Raw genomic sequence first — 18,752 nt, 5'->3', positions numbered from 1 at the left:
GTCTCATATTTCGCTGCGCTCAATTTGAGCCGACCCCCCCCTCCAGGGGAGGATAAGCAGGCCCCCTACCCCCGCATCCTGGCCTTCGTGCCGGCGACGATCTGCATGGCGACGCCGGCGATCCAGGCGATGAAGACGAGCCAGGTCAGCGCGCTATGCGGCTCCAGCCGCAGCACGATGACGGCCACCGACACGAACGCGGCGAGCGTGGCGCACAGCGTGCCGGCGGAGCTGAGCAATTCGGCGGCGTCGATCTGGCTGTGGGCTTCATCGAACGGCATTTGCGGCGTGTCGATGCCGAGATAGAAGCCGACCACGCCGAGCAGCATCATCACCAGCAGAAAGCCCTGCGTGGTGAGCGAGGGTATCGTCGAGCCGACATAGGCGCCGACGAACAGCCCGCACGCAGCGCCAGCCATGGCAAGGCCAACGCGCTCCAGCACATGGGCAGCTTTGCGAAAACGAAAACGCATAACGGGCCTCATGGGGCTTGAGTGCGCGACAGGTTAGGCCTGTTTTGCGGCGGGTGGAAGGTAAGGTGGGTTACGGATGCGTGAGGTGAGAACGTGAGGGGCGCGATATGCGACCCACAATTTCCTCCGTCGTCCTGGCGAAAGCCAGGACCCATTACCCAAGGAAGACGTTTGGCGAAGAGCGGTTGTCCGGTACTCCTACCGCGCGCCATCGATAGACCTCGCGGTATGGGTCCTGGCTTTCGCCAGGACGACAGCGGAGTTTGTGGCCCCGCTATCGCGTCGCATCCCTACCGCGCCCCGAACGTGGTCTTGCCGAACAGCTGCTTCTGCGTCGAGGGCTGCGAGCGCCAGTATTGCGGCGGGGCTTCGACCTCGCCGCCGAGTTCGGCGGCGGCGTGCCAGCCCCAGCGGGGGTCGTAGAGCATGGCGCGGGCGAGCGCGACCATGTCGGCCTTGCCGGATGCGACGATGTCCTCGGCGTGCTTCGCTTCCGTGATCAGGCCGACGGCGACGGTCGGCAATCCCGTTTCGCGCTTGATCGCGTCGGCAAACTGCACCTGGTAGCCGGGGCCGAGCGTGATCTTCTGCAGCGGCGAGACGCCGCCGGAGGAGGCATCGATCCAGTCGGCGCCGCGCGCCTTCAGCGCCTTCACAAATTCAATCGTCTGCGGCAGATCCCAGCCGCCCTCGACCCAGTCGGTCGACGACACCCGCATGCCGACCGGCTTGTCGTGCGGGACTACGGCGCGCACCGCGTCGAACACTTCGAGCGGAAAGCGCATGCGGTTCTGCAAGCTACCGCCATATTCGTCGGTGCGCCTGTTGGAGATCGGGGAGAGGAACTGATGCATGAGATAGCCGTGCGCGCCGTGCAGCTCGATGGCATCGATGCCGATGCGCATCGCGCGGCGGGCCGAATCGACGAAGGCCTCGCGGATGCGCTTGAGTCCGCTGGCATCGAGCGCCAGCGGCGCGGCCTCGCCCTCCTTGTGCGGCACCGCGCTTGGCGCCACCGTCTGCCAGCCGCCCTCACTCACCGGAATCAGCTGGCCGCCGTCCCAGGGACGCGCGCTGGAGCCTTTGCGGCCCGCATGCGCGAGCTGCATCGCGATCGCCGTGCTGGAGTGCTTGCGCACCGAATTCATGATCTGCTTCAGCGCCGCCTCGCAGGCGTCGCTGTAGAGCCCGAGGCAGCCCGCGGTGATGCGCCCGATCGCCTCGACATGGGTCGCCTCGATGCAGAACATCGCCGCGCCCGACAGCGCCAGATTGTTGATGTGGGCAAAATGCCAGTCAGTGGCGACGCCGTCGTCGGCCGAATACTGGCACATCGGCGACACCACCAGACGATTCTTCAGCGTCAGGCCGCGCAGCTTGATCGGGGAAAACAGGGCGCTCATGCGGGGGAGTTCCGGAGATGGAGGGGGCGATGGAGGGAGTGTAGTGAGGGACGCGCGGATTTCCAGCGGCGCGGCGGACATGGCGGCTAGCGGCGCCGTGCATTGCGCTGCGGGTTTGGCGGAAGCCGTCGCCTCACATTCCGCCGTCGTCCCGGCGAAGGCCGGGACCCATAGCCATAGGGAGAAGTTTTGCGAGGATTGGTCGTTCGGGATTAGCACCACCCCAAATCGATAGACCTCGCGGTATGGGTCCCGGCCCCCGTGCGCAATTGCGCACTAGGCCGGGACGACGGCGGAGGGTGTGACGCGCCCCCTACTCCACCATCGTGAACTGCAGCAGCAGCGTACGCTGGAGAAACGAGAAATTGTCGTCGGAGACCAGCGTCAGCACGGTCTCGCCGTCGGCGGTGACGTGGGCGTCGATGCCTTCCATGTTGTCGATCTCGTGGCCGAGATCGGCCGCGAACAGCTCGGGGCCGTCGACCAGCGTGTTCGGCGCGATGGATTTGAGCGGAATCGCGCGGATGCGGATGTTGACGCCGGTGAACCAGGAAAACTTTCGCTCGAGGATGAGAAGCTCGCCGGAGGGCAGCAGCACCGCATCGCTGATGTCGAATTTTTCGGTGCGGCGGACGCTGAACTGGCCGGGCGTGGCACCGCCGATCAGGAACGCGACGAGATTGCCGTCGGCATCCAGTCCGCGCTCGGAGAAGGCGATCAAGGTGCCGGCGAGCGGCTGGCTCTTTGACACGTCCTTGGGCACGAATACCAGCGCCTCGAGCCCCTTGTTGTAGGGCAGCTTGCGCACGCCAGGCGGCACCGGCAGCACCTCACCGCGGGCGCGGGTGCCGCCTTTGGCAAAGTCGTAGCGCATGATCTGGTTGACGCGTTCGAGGCCGACATAGACCAAATTGCCATCGCGCGCGATTGACTCCGAATCATACCAGAGCCGCTTCTCGGTGATCGGCCGCCCTTCCGCATTGAGCAGCGGCGCGGCCTCGACATTGTCGAGCCCGGTCATCTCGCGGCCGGAATAGCGGATGGCGCCGGTGAACCAGCCGCCCTGATCGGAGATCGCGAGGAAGCGCTCGCCCTTGCTGTCGAGAAAGCGGAAACCGGACAATCCGCCGAAGCCGCGATAGGGCGAGGTCAGCACCAGGCCGCTGCGATATTGCAGCGAGCCGAAGCGCACGCGCGAACGGTCGCGCGGCTCGAACGCGGCAATCGGCCGCGCGTTGACCTCGATGGCAACCGGCTCGGTGACGGCGCGCTCGACCAGCGGCGGCTCGGCCGCAATCCGCGCTTGCGCAAATCGAGAGATTGCGAGGGTGGAGAATCCCGCCGCCGCGTGGCCAATAAAGCTGCGGCGGGATTGATGCTTGCTCACGAATGCAATTTGCGGCGCGGACGATTGGGAGCTTGCGTGGGCGCGGTGTTGGTCTCGCTGAAGAGTTCGGCGAGTTTCTCGGTGATGGCGCCGCCGAGCTCCTCGGCATCCACGATCGTCACCGCGCGACGATAGTAGCGCGTCACGTCATGGCCGATGCCGATCGCGATCAGCTCGACCGGCGAGCGGGTCTCGATCTCCTCGATGATGTGGCGCAGGTGCCGCTCGAGATAGTTGCCGGCATTGACCGACAGCGTGGAATCATCGACCGGCGCGCCGTCCGAGATCATCATCAGGATCTTGCGCTGCTCGGCCCGGCCGAGCAGGCGCTTGTGCGCCCAGTCCAGCGCCTCGCCGTCGATGTTCTCCTTCAGCAGCCCTTCGCGCATCATCAGCCCGAGGTTTTTTCGCGCACGGCGCCACGGCGCATCCGCGGACTTGTAGATGATGTGCCTGAGATCGTTGAGGCGGCCGGGATTGGCCGGCTTGCCGGCGGCAAGCCAGGCCTCGCGGGACTGGCCGCCCTTCCAGGCGCGCGTGGTGAAGCCGAGAATCTCGACCTTGACGCCGCACCGCTCCAGCGTGCGGGCGAGAATGTCGGCGCAGGTCGCCGCCACGGTGATGGGGCGTCCGCGCATCGAGCCGGAATTGTCGAGCAGCAGCGTCACCACGGTGTCGCGGAACGTCGCCTCCTTCTCGTGCATGAAGGAGAGCGGATGATAGGGATCGGTCACCACGCGCGACAGCCGCGCGGGGTCGAGGATGCCTTCTTCGAGGTCGAACTCCCAGGCGCGGTTCTGCTGCGCCATCAGCCGGCGCTGCAGCCGGTTGGCCAGACGCGCGACGATGCCTTGCAGATGCGCGAGCTGCTTGTCGAGATAGGCGCGCAGCCGCTCCAGCTCGTCATGGTCGCAGAGGTCCTCGGCGGCGATGATCTCGTCGAATTTCGGCGCGAAGGCGTGGTATTCCGGCCCGCGCGGCTCGTTGGCCCCGCGCGAATTCGGCCGCGTCGCCTCGCCCGGCGTCTCGTCGTCGCCGAGTTCGCCGTCGTCGAACGTATCCGAGGTCGAGGCCTGCGCGCTTTCCATCGCGCTCTCGCTCAACTCCTCGCTCGAGGCCTGGGCCTGGTCGGCGCTCATCTCCTGGGCGGCATCGGAATCGGGCGAGCCCTCGGCGCCGGACTGGTCGTTGTCGCCATCCCGGTTCTCGTCCTGATCGTCATCGTCCTCGCTGTCGGCATTGCGCTCGTCACCGAGCTCGAGCGCCGACAACAGATCGTGCACGGCGTCGCCGAACCGGGTCTGGTCCTCGACGAGGTGGTCGAGCCGGTCGAGCCGCCTGCCGATCTTGTCTTCGAGAATGGGCCGCCAGAGGTCGACTACCTTCTTCGCCGCCGTCGGCGGCGCCATGCCGGTCAGGCGCTCGCGCACCAGCATCGCCAGCGCGTCGGCGAGCGGCGCATCGGCGCGGTCGGTGATCTCGTCGAACTTGCCGCGGTGGAAATGGTCGTCGAGCATCGCGGTGAGGTTTTTGGCAACGCCGGCCATGCGGCGTGCGCCGATCGCCTCGACCCTTGCCTGCTCCACCGCCTCGAACACGCCGCGCGCCTGCGGATTGCCGGGCATCAACTTGCGATGCAGTTTTGGGTCATGACAGGCGAGCTTGAGCGCGATGGAATCGGCGTGGCCGCGCACGATCGCGGCATCCCGCTTGGTCATTTTTCGCGCCGGTTCGGGCAAACGGGCTTTACCTGGCGCAAGGCCCGGACGCTCGGCGGCGAAGCTGACGTCGAGCTCCGGCGTCTTGGCGATCGCCTTGAGGCAGGACGCGACCGAGCGCTTGAACGGCTCGGTCGGGGCTTCCTTGGTGTTGCGGAATTTGGAGTTGGAAGTGGTCATCTGACCCTATCTGTCGTCCCGGCGAAGGCCGGGACCCATAACCACCGGCCACTATTATTTCAGGAAACTATCAGCGTAGCTTTATCCGAAACATCACGCGGTATGGGTCCCGGCCTTCGCCGGGACGACATATCGCGAGAGATATCAGCTCAGCGCCACGTTGACCGCCGATTCCGGCAGCTCCGCGTTGAAGCAGCGCTGATAGAACTCGGCGACCAGCGGACGCTCGAGCTCGTCGCACTTGTTGAGGAAGGTGACCCGGAAAGCAAATCCGATATCGCCAAAAATGTCGGCGTTTTCCGCCCAGGTGATCACCGTGCGCGGACTCATCACCGTCGACAGATCGCCATTGGCGAACGCGTTGCGGGTGAGATCGGCGAGGCGCACCATCTTGTTGACGATGTCGCGGCCCTCCGTGGTGCGATAGTGCCTGGCCTTCGCCAGCACGATCTCCACTTCCTCGTCATGGCTGAGATAGTTCAGCGTGGTGACGATCGACCAGCGGTCCATCTGGCCCTGGTTGATCTGTTGGGTGCCGTGATAGAGGCCGGAGGTGTCGCCGAGGCCGACGGTGTTAGCGGTCGCGAACAGCCGGAACGACGGGTGCGGCTTGATCACCTTGTTCTGGTCGAGCAGCGTCAGGCGGCCGGAGACCTCCAGCACGCGCTGGATCACGAACATCACGTCGGGACGGCCGGCATCATATTCGTCGAACACCAGCGCAACGTTGTTCTGGAGCGCCCAGGGCAGGATGCCGTCGCGGAATTCGGTGACCTGCTTGCCGTCACGGACCACGATCGAGTCCTTGCCGACGAGGTCGATACGGCTGATATGGCTGTCGAGGTTGACGCGCACGCAGGGCCAGTTGAGCCGGGCAGCGACCTGCTCGATATGGGTTGATTTGCCGGTGCCATGATAGCCGGTGACCATGACGCGGCGGTTCTTGGCGAAACCGGCGAGGATGGCGAGCGTGGTGGCGCGGTCGAAGCGGTAATCGGAATCAACTTCGGGCACGTGAGGATCGACGGCGGCATAGGCCGGCACTTCGAGATCGCTGTCGATCCCGAACACCTGGCGCACCGACACCTTCATGTCGGGCAGACCGGAAATTTCCTCAACTTTGGACAGGGCGGCGGTCGTCATCAATCCTCCGAGGCCCCGGGCGGTCCCGAGACCAGTTATTTGCACGTTGAGCTGCGGCTGGGTGCGTTTGCGAACCTATCAGAGACAACGTGCCGGCAGAAGCCCGCGCCACAATCAAAGTTCCGTTGTCTTTTCATTTAGATAAGCAAGGAACGCAGTTTTTGGAGGGCTGCCTTGCGAATCACGCTTGAATTTCAGGCGGGGTGCCCGGCCCTGCCTAAGCGAATGGCACTTTTACCGCGGCCCGTTACTTATGTAGGGTCAGAGCTCCAAAGCTCCAGCCCAACACGAAAGACGACGTGACGTCCTTTCTCGATCCCTTTATCGCGTTCGTCTCGGCCCATGCGTGGCTGGCCTATTTGACCCTGTTTCTGGCGGCACTGCTGGAGGCCGTTCCGGTGGTCGGATCGGTGGTTCCGGGCTCGACCATCATCCTGGCGCTGAGCGCGCTGGTTCCGGGTGGGGAGCTCAAGCTGCAATGGGTGCTGCTGGCGGCGGCGCTCGGTGCGGTCCTGGGTGACGGCTCGGCCTACTTGATCGGCCACCGGCAGCAGCGTGAGATTCTCGACGCCTGGCCACTGGCCAACTATCCGCGCGTCGTCGAGCAGAGCGAAAGCTTCTTCAACCGCTTCGGCACCTGGGCCGTGTTCTTCGCCCGCTTCGTGCCGCCGATCCGCGCCTTTGTCCCGGTCACGGCCGGCGCGCTCGGCATGGCGCCGGCGCGCTTCTACGCCATCAACATCCCGGCGATCCTGCTCTGGGCACCGGCGCATGTGCTGCCGGGTGTTTTGGCGGTGTCGGCCCTGCACGAATATGCCGGGCTGCCGCATCATGAGCACGTCGGCAAGCACATCTGGATGCTCAGCGTCGTCGGCGTGGCGATCATCGCGGGACTGGCGATCTGGACCATCCATCGCCGCCACGGCGGCGGCGTGGCGGCTGCGAAGCCGCGGGGTTAGGACTTACCCTCCTCTGGAGGGTAAGCGCAGTTCGTTGCTTACGGGAACTGCGATCTGAGTCTCACTGCGCCTGATCAGGTCTTCAACTCCACAGCTCCCGATCTCCGCCCCGGCGCCGGCCCCACATAGCGCGCACGCGGGCGGATCAGCTTGCCGTGCTGCAACTGTTCGCTGGCATGAGCGATCCAGCCGACGCTGCGGGCCATGGCGAACAGCGCCAGCTCGCTGCCCGCGGGTAAGCGCAACGCATGCACGAGCACTGCGAGCGCATAGTCGATGTTGACGAGCTCGCCGGTCGCCTCTGCGATGCGCTCCGGCACCTCGCGCGTGAATTTGCGCGGCGCACCGGCGCGGGCCAGCGCATTCAGCAGCGACTGCGCGCGCCGGTCGCCGCGCTTGTAGACGCCATGGCCGAAGCCGGCAAAGCGCTCGCCGAGCGCGACGCGTTCGCGCACCATCGGCTCGACGTCACGATCCACCAGCGTCTTGACCAGCTGCGAGGCGAGCACGCCGGCGCCGCCATGCTTCGGCCCCTTCAGCGCCGCGAGGCCGGCGATGACGGCATCATAGAGATTGAGGCCGGTCGAGGCCGCGCAGCGCGCAGTGAAGGTGGAGGCGTTCAATTCATGCTCCGCCAGCAGCACCAGCGCGCGGCGGATGAGATCAGCGGCGTGCTTGTTGTCGGGCGCCCAGGCGCGCGCGATCTGCTGGTGCAACGGCTCGGCTGACGGCTCGGAGTTGAGCATGGTCGCGACCAGGAGCCGGACGATGCGGGCACCGACCATCGCACGTCCATCATGCGCGCGGGTGAAGGCGCGCGGGTCGGCGCTCGATGCAAGCGCCAGCACGGCGATGGCGCGATCGATCGGCGCGGCACGGCGCGCGGCCTGCGCGATCGCGCGCATCTCGTCGGAGACCACTGGATAATTGTCCGGCGCAAAGGGATCGACGCCCGAGACATCCCAGAGCAGCGTCGCGGTGTGCTCCAGCGTGTCGTTCTCGGCGAGATCGACGCAGTTGACGCCGCGGTAGATCGCACCGTCCTCGGTGATGGTCGAAATCTCCGTGTCCATCACCGGCAGGTCGGCGTCGAAGCTGCGCAGGCCGCGCGGCTCCGGCGACGGCACGCGGCGCTCCTTCAGGGCGCGGACGTCCTCGGCGCGGTAGCGGTTTTTTCGCGAGTCCTGCGTCGGCTCGGAGCGGATCAGGCCGCGGCTGACATAGGCGTAGAGCGTGGCCGGCGAGATCGCGAGCTCGGCGGCGGCCTCGCGGGCGGAGAGATAGAGCTCCAGAGAATTTTTCATATTGATTTATGTAATCAAGATTGATCAATCTGTCGAGAGGCCCGACTTTCCGCCTGTGAACAGGAGATTTGGGCCATGACCATCCACCTCACCAAAAGCCAGATCGGGCTGGACGGCGTTCCCGCGGCTGAAACCGTGCTGAGCCATGTCGACGGCGAGTGCGGCGAACTGATCATCGCCGGCGAGCATGTCGGCCGACTGGCCGCCACATCGAGCTTTGAGGGCGTCACCGCCCGGCTCTGGAACGGCGCCAGCAGGAGCACGCTGAGCGAAGCCAATGTGCGGGCCAGCCTCGGCGCCGCGCGCGAGCGCGCCTTCGCGCGACTGCCCGATCTTTTGCCGGCGACGCGCGGCATGGCCGTCATCGACGGGTTTCGTGCGGCCGTCGCGGGCCTGCGCGCAGAGAACGGGCTGGAGGATGAGGCCATCATCGTCGGCGCATTTCCGGTGATCGCCGGCGCACTGGTCCGGCGCGCCGGGGGTCTCGACCCCGTCACACCCGATCCGAACGCGAGCCATGCCGCCGATACGCTTCGGATGCTGCGCGACACGTCACCGGAGCCGCGCGAGGTCGCGGCGCTGGACGCCTATTTCGTCACGGTCTGCGATCACGGCATGAACGCGTCGACTTTCACCACGCGCGTGGTGGCCTCGACACAGGCTGATCTGTTCGCCGCGGTGACGGCAGGCTATTGCGCGCTGACCGGGCCCCTGCATGGCGGAGCGCCGGAGCCGGTGCTGGAAATGCTGGATGCGATCGGCTCCAGCGAGCGGATCAAGCCGTGGGTCGACGCGGCGCTGGCGCGCGGCGAGCGGCTGATGGGCTTTGGCCACCGCGTCTATCGGGTGCGCGACCCGCGCGCCGATGTGCTCAAGGCCGCCATTGAACGCCTCTCCGCAGGTGGCGCCGACCTGCCCTTCGCCGGCGAGGTCGAAGCCTATATCCGCGCGGCGCTGCGCAACAAGAATCCGGACCGGCCGCTGGAGACCAATGTCGAATTCTTCACCGCGATCCTGCTCGACGCCCTCGCCATCCCGCGCCAGGCCTTTACGCCGATCTTCGCCGTCGCCCGCGCCGCCGGGTGGACCGCGCACGCGCGCGAGCAGCAGCGGACGGGGCGGCTGATCCGGCCGAGTTCGTCGTATGTCGGGGCGACGCCGAAGGAGTGATGAAGCCGAATGGAGCGAAGTCCTCCCCCTCTCCCGTTGTGGGAGAAGGGAAGAGGACCGAGCGTGCGGCGCTAGTCACGGCAAGAAGGCTTACGCTTCCCGCACGACCGTCTTCAGGTAATTATACGCCTTGATGATCTCGATCAGGCGGTCCTCGGTCGAGCGGTCGCCGCCATTGGCATCGGGGTGATGCTGCTTCACCAGCGCCTTGTACTTGCTCTTGACGTCGGCGAGCGTGGCGTCGGGGCCGAGGCCCATCACCTGGAGCGCCTTGCGCTCGGCGTTCATCACCTTGCGCGTCTCGGGCTTGGGCGGGGCTTCCGGGCCCCGGCGCCAGGTGGCGCGGCCGTTGAGCTCCGAGAACATGCTGAACGGATCGAAGGCGCCATCGATCTCGGCTTCCGCACCCTTCTTGACGCCGCCATTGGCGCCCATCTTCCAGGTCGGACGGTGGCCGGTCAGCGCGTCCTTCTGGTAGCGCGCCACGGCATCGGCGTTCATGCCGGAGAAAAAATTGTAGGACTGGTTGTACTCGCGCACATGGTTCAGGCAGAAGTGCCAGTACTCGCGCGAATTCTCGCGGCCCTTGGGCGCGCGGTGGGCGCCCTTGTTCTGGCACCCGGCCCACTCGCAATTGACCACGGTGTCGCGCGGCTTCGCTTCCGGCTTGCCCTTGGTCGGCTTGACCCGGATGGAGTCGAAGAACTTTGATGAATCGATCGGCATGACCAACTTTGACTACGCAATGCCAAAACCTTCAAGTCTTGACATTGCGATTAGGACAAAACCCCCATAGCCGAAGCTTGCCTTCGGCGAAGGCCGGCCGCCGAATGCGGCCTATGGGGCATTGACTGAGTACGATCCGCGCACCTTAAAGGCACACATGATAAGTAAAGATCTAGCTACCAGAGACATTATCAGCAACAAGTTGCAGGAAGCTTTCGCGCCGGAAAGCCTGCAGGTCGTCGACGAGTCACATCTGCACGAGGGCCATGCCGGCCATCGGCCGAGCGGCGAGACGCACTTCCGCGTTTATATCGTGTCTGCGGCCTTCAAAGGGAAGAGCCGGGTCGAGCGCCATCGCATGATAAATTCAGCGCTGACCGCGGAACTCTCCGGCAGCGTTCACGCGCTGGCGATCCATGCACAGGCGCCGGGGGAAGACGGGAGCTAGCTTACCCTCCCCTGGAGGGGGAGGGTCGCTACGCATGAAGCGAAGCGCAATGCGTAGCGGGGTGGGGTGACGGTCTATCCGCATCGAACACTGCCCGAGTGGAGAGATCACCCCACCCCGTCTCACATTTCGCCACGCTCAATGTGAGCCGACCCTCCCCCTCCAGGGGAGGGTAAGAGAAATCAAAACGACGTCCCTGCCCGCCGCGGCTTGGCTTCCTCGACCTCGGCGTCGCGCGGCACCGGTGAAATACGGAGTGCGGTGATGCGGTTGCGCTCGCGGCGGAGCACGCGGAAGCGGAAGCCGTGGAAAGTGAAGCTCTGGCCGCGGTCGGGGATCGAACGCGCCTCGTGAATGACGAGGCCGGCGACCGTGGTTGCCTCTTCATCGGGCAGATGCCAGTCCATGGCGCGGTTGAGGTCGCGGATCGGCACCGAGCCGTCGACCACGACCGAACCGTCCGGCTGGGCCCGCACGCCGGCGACCACGACATCGTGCTCGTCGGAGATATCACCGACAATCTCTTCCAGAATGTCTTCCAGCGTCACGAGACCTTCAACCTCGCCGTACTCGTCGACGACGAGCGCGAAATGAGTCTTGCGACGGCGGAACGCCTTGAGCTGCTCGGAGACCGGCCGCATCTCCGGCACGAACCAGGGTGGCAGCGCGATGGTGGAGACATCGATGCGCGAGGTGTCACCGTCGGAGGCGCGGATCGCGCGCAGCAGGTCCTTGGCGTGAAGCACGCCGATGATGTTTTCCGGCTTTTCGCGCCAGAGCGGGATGCGGGTGTACTCGGTCGCCAGCACCTCGCGCACCAGTTCCTCCGGCGGCAGGTCGGCGTTGATCATCATCATCTCGGTGCGATGGATCATGACGTCGGAGACCTGAAGCTCGCGCAAATCGAGCAGACCGCCGAGCATGTCGCGGTCCTGCTTCTCGAACTTGCCTTCATGGTGCAGCAGGTCGACCGCGCCGCGCAGGCGCTCGGTCGGCGATAGGATCGCCTGGTGCTCGCCCGCAAGCCCGAACAGGCGCATCAACAGCCGCACCACGATTTCGACCACGTGAAGCAACGGACCGAGCACGTACATCGTCAGCCGCATCGGGCGCGCAACCGCCAGCGCCATGCGGTCCGGCGCGTTGATCGCGATGGTCTTGGGCAGAACTTCGGCGAAGATCACGACCAGCACGGTCATCACGCCGGTCGCATAGAGCACGCCGACATCGCCGAACCAGCCCGTGAAGATGCTGGTGGCCAATGCGGATGCACTGATGTTGGCGATGTTGTTGCCGAGCAGCAGCGCGCCGATCAGGCGCTCGCGCATGTCGAGCAGCCGCGAGACGACGTCGGCCTCGCGATTACCCTGCTTGGAGAGCCGCAGCATGCTGGCGCGCGAAGCGCCGGTCAGCGCGGTCTCGCTCGCGGCGAAGAATCCCGAGACCAGGAGGCAGAAAATGACGATGGTGAATCCAAGCCAGTCCATGCACCACTCGAGTTTCTTGCTTTGACGCGTTTTCTTTACGCGAACCGGTATCGCTCGAAAACGCTTTAGCGCCGTTCAGCCGCGCATCACGCCTTGCACGCCAGCTTGTCCTTGAGGAAATCACGCACCGGCGCCGGTTCGACGTCCTTGGCGATGACGGCGCGCCCCACAGCCTCCAGCAGGATGAAGGTGAGCTTGCCGCGCTTGACCTTCTTGTCCTGCGCCATCAAGGCCATCAGCGCGTCGGCGTCGCTGAGCCCCTCCTGCGCGAAGCCCGCGATATCCTGCAAGCGGGTCGGCAGGCCGGCCTCAACCAGATGACGCTCGATGCGCGCGGCATCCGCCTCGCCGATCATGCCGAGCTTCGCCGAGAACTGCGCCGCCAGCGTCATGCCGATCGCGACGCCCTCGCCGTGAAACAGCCGATCCGAAAAGCCGGTCGCGGCTTCCAGCGCGTGGCCAAAGGTGTGGCCGAGATTGAGCAGCGCGCGTTCGCCGGTCTCGCGCTCGTCGCGCGAGACGACGCCTGCTTTGGCGCGGCAGGAGGTCGCGATCGCATGCTCGCGCGCCGAGCCGCCCTTGAAGATGTCGGAATGGTTCTTCTCCAGCCAGGTGAAGAAGGCCTCGTCGCCGAGCACGCCGTATTTGGCGACCTCGGCATAGCCGGCACGGAATTGCCGCGGCGACAGCGTGTCGAGCACGGCAGTGTCGGCGATGACAAGCACCGGCTGATGGAAGGCACCGAGCAGATTCTTGCCCTGCGGCGAGTTGATGCCGGTCTTGCCGCCGACGGAGGAGTCGACCTGCGCCAGCAGCGAGGTCGGCACCTGCACGAAATCGACGCCGCGCCGCAGGATCGCCGCGGCGAAGCCGGCGAGATCGCCGACCACGCCGCCGCCGAGCGCGATGACAAGATCGTTGCGCTCGATCTTTGCGGCGATCAGGGCTTCGCTGACCTTTTCGAGGCCGGCATAGGTCTTCGAGATCTCGCCTTCTTCGACCACGACGCGCGAGGTCGGAATGCCGGCAGCTTTGAGCGATGCCTCGGCGGGCTCGAGCCAGTGCTTTGCCACGGTGCGGTCGGTCACAACAGCGGTGCGCACGCCGGGGCGCAAGGCAGCGATCCGTTCGCCGAGCGAGGCCAGCACGCCGCGGCCGATGACGATTTCATAGGCGCGATCGCCGAGCGCGACGTCGACGATGACGGGATCGGAATGCTTCAAAGGTGCGGTCATCGTGCGGCACTCGCGACGTCGGATGGTGGTTCGCCACACAGATGCGCGTGCAGCGCCTCGATCGTTTCGTCGACGATCCGGTCATGCGGCACGTCGCGCGAGGCGATGGTGAGGTCAGCATGGCCATAGACCGGCTCGCGCTCGGTGAGCAGCCGGGTGACGGTTCCCTCGGGATCTGGAGTTTGCAGCAACGGGCGGTCGGCCCGGCGGCGGACGCGGCGCATGATGACGTCGTGGTCCGCCTTGAGCCAGATCGAGACCGCCTTGGCGGCGATGCGCGCCCGGGTCTCCTCGCGCATGAAGGCGCCGCCGCCGGTGGCGAGCACGATCGGCCCGCCGTCCAGGAGACGCGCGATCACCCGCGCCTCGCCGTCGCGGAAATGCGACTCGCCGTGGCGCTCGAATATCTCCGGTATGGTCATCCGGGCGGCCGTCTCGATCTCGGTGTCGGCGTCCACGAATGGCAGCTTGAGCCGCGCCGCCATGCGCCGGCCGATGGTGGACTTGCCGACCCCCATCATGCCGACCAGCACAATCGAGCGCGCGCCAAGGGCCGACAAAATGTCGGTCTCAGGCGAGGCAGAGGCTGGCAACGCGGCGTCGGACATGTCCCTCGCTCGATCTGGCGCAAGATGCGACATCCGGCCACCTATACTACCCCCCGAGCGGCCCTCGCCAGAGGACTCTTGCCACGAAACGGCGAACATGTTGGATGATTTCATTGGTTAATTTGCCTATCTCAGACCTCGCCCGAGACCTTGCCCGATGCCCAGCCTGTTCCGCTTCCTGACGGTCGTCGCCGTGATCGCCGGCATCGTCTATGGCGTGCTCTTCGCGCTGGCGAACTTCGTCAATCCGAAGTCGCGGGAAATGACAGTGACGATCCCGCCTGACAAATTTCTCAAGAAATAGCAGCTAGGCTTGCGCCCATGCGCACCAAGCCCTCCGATACCAGACTGACCGGCCTGTTCCTCGACATGCTCGCGGCGGAACAAGGCGCCGGCGCCAATACGCTCGATGCCTACCGCCGCGACCTCACCGACTTCTCGGAATTTCTGGCCCGCGCCGGCCAGAATTTTGTGGATGCCGAAACGCAGACGTTGCGCGCCTATCTCGCCGATCTCGACGCGCGCGGCTTCAAATCCTCCAGCGTGGCGCGGCGGCTGTCGGCGATGCGGCATTTGTTCCGCTTCCTCCTGAACGAGCGCATCCGCAGCGAGGACCCCGCGGCGATCCTGTCCGGGCCCAAGCGCGGTCGCGGCCTGCCAAAAGTGCTGTCGATCGCCGATGTCGACCGGATGCTCCGGCGCGCCAAGGAAATGAGCGAGGCGGCGGATGCCTCGCCTGCGCAGCGGCTGCGCTCGCTCAGGCTCTACTGCCTGCTCGAGGTGCTCTATGCCACGGGCTTGCGCGTCTCCGAGCTGGTGGCGCTGCCGCGCACGGCGGCCAAGCGCGACGCTCGCATGATCGTGGTGCGCGGCAAGGGCGACAAGGAGCGGCTGGTGCCGCTGAACGAGGCCTCGCGGCAGGCGATGGTGGATTATCTTGCGGCGACCGAAGCCGCAAAGGGGGACAAGAAGAACAGCCTCGCCGCCTCGAAATGGCTGTTTCCCTCCTTCGGCGAGAGCGGGCATCTGACGCGGCAGCATTTCGCCCGCGATTTGAAAGAACTCGCCGTCGCCTCCGGCCTCCAGGCCCGGCTGGTGTCCCCGCACGTGCTGCGCCACGCTTTCGCCAGCCACCTGCTGCACAACGGCGCCGACCTGCGCATCGTGCAGACCCTGCTCGGCCACACCGACATCTCCACGACGCAGATCTACACCCACGTGGTCGAGGAGCGCCTGAAGAGCCTGGTGCGCGACCTGCACCCGCTGGCGGAGAAGTAGGTCGGCGGAGGAAAGAGCCGTCGCCGGGACGACAACTCCGCCTTGACTTCGACCCGATCTCCGCAGAAAGAGCCGGGGCCTCATGCGTGATTTGGCTGGCGCCCTAAAGAGCACACAGGCCAACTCATTGAATAACCTATACTTCTGTCCGCCAAGCCATAGCAAAGCCAACCCCGCTTCGCCGCCTCGTCCCGTCCCCCTATATTGAGTTGATGCCAGACCAGATGCGCAGCTATCTCGATTTCGAAAAGCCGGTCGCCGAGCTCGACTCCAAGCTCGACGAATTGCGCACGCTCGCTGCCTCCGGCACCGATATTGCCGACGAGATCGGACGGATCGAGGACAAGGCGGCGCAGGCGCTGGCGGACCTCTACACCAACCTGACGCCGTGGCAGAAGACGCTGGTCGCGCGCCATCCGCAGCGGCCGCATTTCTCCGACTTCATCAGGGGCCTGATCACCGAATTCACCCCGCTCGCCGGCGACCGCAAATTCGGCGAAGACGAAGCGCTGGTCGCGGGCTTCGGCCGTTTCCGCGGCGAAGCGATCTGCGTGATGGGCCAGGAAAAGGGCGATTCCACCGACAGCCGCATCAAGCACAATTTCGGCATGGCGCGGCCCGAAGGCTATCGCAAGGCGGTGCGGCTGATGGAGATGGCCGAGCGTTTCGGCCTGCCCGTGCTGTCGATCGTGGATTCCGCCGGTGCCTATCCCGGCATCGGCGCGGAAGAGCGGGGACAGGCCGAGGCGATCGCGCGCTCGACCGATGCCTGCCTGTCGCTTGGCGTGCCGAACGTGGCAATCATCACCGGCGAGGGCATGTCGGGCGGAGCCATCGCCATTACCACCGCCAACAAGGTCCTGATGCTGGAGCACGCCATCTACAGCGTGATCTCGCCGGAGGCGGCGTCCTCGATCCTGTGGCGCGACGGCACCAAGGCGCAGGAAGCCGCCAACAATATGAAGATCACCGCCCAGGACATGCTCCGCTTCGGGGTGATCGACAGCATCCTGAAAGAGCCGGTCGGCGGCGCCCACCGCGATCCCGCCACCATGATCGCCACCACGGGCGAGGCCATCGAAAAGGCGTTCGACGAGCTGCGAAACCTGGACGCGGACGCGATCCGCAGGCAGCGCCGTCAGAAATTCCTCGATATCGGCCGGAAACTGGGCTGATTCGCCCATTTTCGTGTCCCGGACGCGCTGCAGCGCTCTTGCGCTGCTGCGCAGAGCCGGGACCCAGCTGGCTCCAAAGATCAGCATCCGCGTGGGCCCCGGCTCTGCAGCGCACCGCTGAAGAAGCGCTGCGCTGCGTCCGGGGCACGAAAGGCTGCCCGGTAACCCCGCGTTAACCCTTTTTTGGCCCAAATCAGCGATCTCAGTCCTTGTTCGGCTGGAAGGCCCAAGTTACGTCCCAAGTCGGGCTCAAAGTAGCGTCAGGTTTAGTTTCTGTTGACCATGCCACTGGGCCAACGGGCTCGTGATCCCCGCTCGGGTTGCGACGTCATGACCCAGAGGTTAGAATTTTAATCAATGGCTTCAGGGCATAAGCGCTGGGGTTTGGTCTGCAAAAGCCGGTCTTGACCAAGGCGTCACGACGGGTCCGGATGTCCGGTCAGTCCATGCTCCAAGATTGGGGTTCGCGCGCGATGCCCGGCACGGTGTGGGGTCCATCTTGAGTTCTCGTTCGCTTGCTCGCGCGCTCTTGGCTTCGGTTGCGCTGCTGACGGCCAGTGTTCTGCTGGCCGGCTGCGACACCGATCAGGTCTCGCTCGCGACCAACGCCAAGGCCAATCAGCCGGTGCCGCCAAAGCTTCTCGCTGCGATGGTCGAGAAGGACATGGACCTGCAATCGCCGATCCTGGTGCGCCTGTTCAAGCAGGAAGCCGAGCTCGAGGTCTGGAAGCAGACCCGAAGTGGCCAGTTCGCGCTGCTCAAGACCTACCCGATCTGCCGCTGGTCCGGCGATCTCGGACCGAAGGTGCGCGAAGGCGATCGCCAGGCGCCGGAGGGCTTCTACTCGATCAATCCCGGCCAGATGAATCCGCAATCGGCCTACTATCTCTCCTTCAACACCGGCTATCCCAACGCGTTCGACAAGGCGCTCGGCCGCTCCGGCTCGCAGCTGATGGTGCACGGCGACTGCTCGTCGCGCGGCTGTTACGCGATGACGGACGAACAGATCGCCGAGATCTATTCGCTCGGGCGCGAGTCCTTCTTCGGCGGCCAGAAGGCGTTCCAGCTCCAGGCCTATCCGTTCAAGATGACGCCGGTGAACATGGCAAAACACCGGAACAATCCGAACATGCCGTTCTGGAAGATGATCAAGGAAGGCTATGATCATTTCGAGGTGACGCGGCAGGAGCCGAAGGTCGATTTCTGCGAGAAGAAGTACGTCTTCGACGCGACCCGCGCGCCCGACGCCAAGCGCGATCCCGTGTTCGACGCCTCGGCCAAATGCCCGGCCTATGTGATCCCCGAGGATGTCGCCAGCGCCGTGCGCGAGAAGCAGGCGAAGGACGAGGCGGAATACGCAAAGCTCGTCGCCAAGGGCACGCCGGTGGCGCGCATGAACACCGGCATCGACGGCGGCATGAACAAGATCTTTGCCGCCAAGATTCCGGAAGGCTCGACCGGCCTGTCGGAAGGCGCCGAAGGCAACACACTGCAGATGCTGGCGATGGCGAAGGCGCCGGGCACGATTCCCGGACACGTCAATCCGCCCAAACCGAACCTCGAGCAGGCCGCCGTCTCGCCGCGGCAGGAGCAAGAGCCTGTCGTCGCCGTGGCCGCGCCCGCCGCCACCCGCGTCGCCGCAGCGCAGCCGGTCGAGAAATCCGGCGGCTTCTTCTCCGGCCTCGCGCGCAAGATGGGCATGGGCACGGCGGACACCACCGCCTCGGCTCCGCCTGCAGCAGCCGCCACGCCGGCCGCGCCCGCCAAGCCGGCAGCCGCCGCGACAAAACCCGCCCCACAGCCCCAGGCGCCGAAATCGATCGTCGCCGTGAAGCCGCCCGAGCCGGCCAAGCCGGACACGAGGCTCGCTGCGACGCGCCCGACGCTGAAGCCGTCGGTGTCGGGTGGTGCGGCTGAAACGAGCAGTGCCCAGTTCGCGGGTGCCGCCCCCGTGGTGCCGGCGAACTCGTTCGACAGCCGGTTTTCGGCGGTGAAGTGAATTCGACCGCGATGGTTCCAATCTCTCGCTCAACTCAAACCTGAAGCTGTTGTCTGCTG

The 18,752-nt window shown here is 65.5% G+C and carries 17 protein-coding genes; 7 read left to right on the top strand and 10 right to left on the bottom strand.

The genetic code is table 11. The annotated features are described in order from the left end of the window. Positions 1–65: 65 nt before the first annotated feature. From FXV83_RS18465 to cobS, 5 genes are all read right to left on the bottom strand, one after another. Entirely contained in the window at positions 66–473 is a 408-nt protein-coding gene (locus FXV83_RS18465) for a hypothetical protein (protein WP_148740821.1), read from the bottom strand. A gap of 290 nt (positions 474–763) precedes the next feature. Then, complete coding sequence (locus FXV83_RS18460; RefSeq protein WP_148740820.1) at positions 764–1,876, bottom strand: NADH:flavin oxidoreductase/NADH oxidase; 1,113 nt, start codon at positions 1,874–1,876, stop codon at positions 764–766. 313 nt (positions 1,877–2,189) lie between these two features. Next, the gene (locus tag FXV83_RS18455; protein ID WP_148740819.1) at positions 2,190–3,263 is read right to left on the bottom strand and encodes an esterase-like activity of phytase family protein; all 1,074 of its coding nucleotides are present in this window, start codon (positions 3,261–3,263) and stop codon (positions 2,190–2,192) included. Next, positions 3,260–5,161: a cobaltochelatase subunit CobT gene (gene cobT / locus FXV83_RS18450; protein WP_148740818.1), complete on the bottom strand. Its 1,902-nt coding sequence runs from the start codon at positions 5,159–5,161 to the stop codon at positions 3,260–3,262. The genes FXV83_RS18455 and cobT overlap by 4 nt, the downstream gene beginning before the upstream one ends. A gap of 144 nt (positions 5,162–5,305) precedes the next feature. Next, complete coding sequence (gene cobS, locus FXV83_RS18445; protein WP_148740817.1) at positions 5,306–6,304, bottom strand: cobaltochelatase subunit CobS; 999 nt, start codon at positions 6,302–6,304, stop codon at positions 5,306–5,308. A gap of 299 nt (positions 6,305–6,603) precedes the next feature. Between cobS and FXV83_RS18440 the strand changes: the two genes are divergently transcribed. Beyond that, positions 6,604–7,263 carry a DedA family protein gene (locus tag FXV83_RS18440; protein ID WP_148740816.1) on the top strand — a complete coding sequence of 220 codons (660 nt, stop codon included), beginning with the start codon at positions 6,604–6,606 and terminating at the stop codon, positions 7,261–7,263. Positions 7,264–7,337: 74 nt separating this feature from the next. Here FXV83_RS18440 and FXV83_RS18435 read toward each other — a convergent pair whose 3' ends face one another. After that, entirely contained in the window at positions 7,338–8,567 is a 1,230-nt protein-coding gene (locus tag FXV83_RS18435) for a citrate synthase family protein (protein WP_148740815.1), read from the bottom strand. Between the two features lie 75 nt (positions 8,568–8,642). On the opposite strand from FXV83_RS18435, the gene FXV83_RS18430 reads away from it, so the two are divergent. Next, complete coding sequence (locus tag FXV83_RS18430; protein ID WP_148740814.1) at positions 8,643–9,737, top strand: citrate synthase/methylcitrate synthase; 1,095 nt, start codon at positions 8,643–8,645, stop codon at positions 9,735–9,737. A 90-nt stretch (positions 9,738–9,827) separates the two neighbouring features. On the opposite strand, the gene FXV83_RS18425 is transcribed toward FXV83_RS18430, so the two are convergent. Beyond that, positions 9,828–10,463 carry a J domain-containing protein gene (locus FXV83_RS18425; RefSeq protein WP_148740813.1) on the bottom strand — a complete coding sequence of 212 codons (636 nt, stop codon included), beginning with the start codon at positions 10,461–10,463 and terminating at the stop codon, positions 9,828–9,830. A 157-nt stretch (positions 10,464–10,620) separates the two neighbouring features. Between FXV83_RS18425 and FXV83_RS18420 the strand changes: the two genes are divergently transcribed. Next, positions 10,621–10,911 carry a BolA family protein gene (locus FXV83_RS18420; protein ID WP_148740830.1) on the top strand — a complete coding sequence of 97 codons (291 nt, stop codon included), beginning with the start codon at positions 10,621–10,623 and terminating at the stop codon, positions 10,909–10,911. Between the two features lie 182 nt (positions 10,912–11,093). On the opposite strand, the gene FXV83_RS18415 is transcribed toward FXV83_RS18420, so the two are convergent. The 3 genes from FXV83_RS18415 to FXV83_RS18405 form a co-directional block, all read right to left on the bottom strand. Next, positions 11,094–12,398, bottom strand: a complete 1,305-nt coding sequence (locus FXV83_RS18415) for an HlyC/CorC family transporter (RefSeq protein WP_148740812.1) — start codon at positions 12,396–12,398, stop codon at positions 11,094–11,096. An 86-nt stretch (positions 12,399–12,484) separates the two neighbouring features. Then, positions 12,485–13,633, bottom strand: a complete 1,149-nt coding sequence (aroB, locus tag FXV83_RS18410; protein WP_148740811.1) for a 3-dehydroquinate synthase — start codon at positions 13,631–13,633, stop codon at positions 12,485–12,487. Continuing rightward, a complete protein-coding gene (locus FXV83_RS18405; protein WP_148740810.1) occupies positions 13,630–14,241 on the bottom strand; it encodes a shikimate kinase in 612 nt (203 codons plus the stop codon). Before FXV83_RS18405 ends, aroB begins: the two co-directional genes overlap by 4 nt. A gap of 157 nt (positions 14,242–14,398) precedes the next feature. Between FXV83_RS18405 and FXV83_RS18400 the strand changes: the two genes are divergently transcribed. From FXV83_RS18400 to FXV83_RS18385, 4 genes are all read left to right on the top strand, one after another. Beyond that, positions 14,399–14,545, top strand: coding sequence for a histidine kinase (locus FXV83_RS18400; protein WP_148740809.1), 147 nt, complete (start codon positions 14,399–14,401; stop codon positions 14,543–14,545). Between the two features lie 17 nt (positions 14,546–14,562). Then, positions 14,563–15,519 (top strand): site-specific tyrosine recombinase XerD, encoded by a 957-nt coding sequence (gene xerD, locus FXV83_RS18395; protein WP_148740808.1) that lies wholly within the window; start codon positions 14,563–14,565, stop codon positions 15,517–15,519. A gap of 212 nt (positions 15,520–15,731) precedes the next feature. Further along, positions 15,732–16,694, top strand: coding sequence for an acetyl-CoA carboxylase carboxyltransferase subunit alpha (locus FXV83_RS18390; RefSeq protein WP_148740807.1), 963 nt, complete (start codon positions 15,732–15,734; stop codon positions 16,692–16,694). 499 nt (positions 16,695–17,193) lie between these two features. Next, positions 17,194–18,693 (top strand): L,D-transpeptidase family protein, encoded by a 1,500-nt coding sequence (locus FXV83_RS18385; protein ID WP_235939811.1) that lies wholly within the window; start codon positions 17,194–17,196, stop codon positions 18,691–18,693. Positions 18,694–18,752: the final 59 nt, after the last annotated feature.

Source organism: Bradyrhizobium hipponense (assembly GCF_008123965.1).
Lineage (GTDB): Bacteria > Pseudomonadota > Alphaproteobacteria > Rhizobiales > Xanthobacteraceae > Bradyrhizobium > Bradyrhizobium hipponense.
Note: the sequence above shows the minus strand (reverse complement) of the source record. Positions and strands in the feature narration are given on the sequence as shown.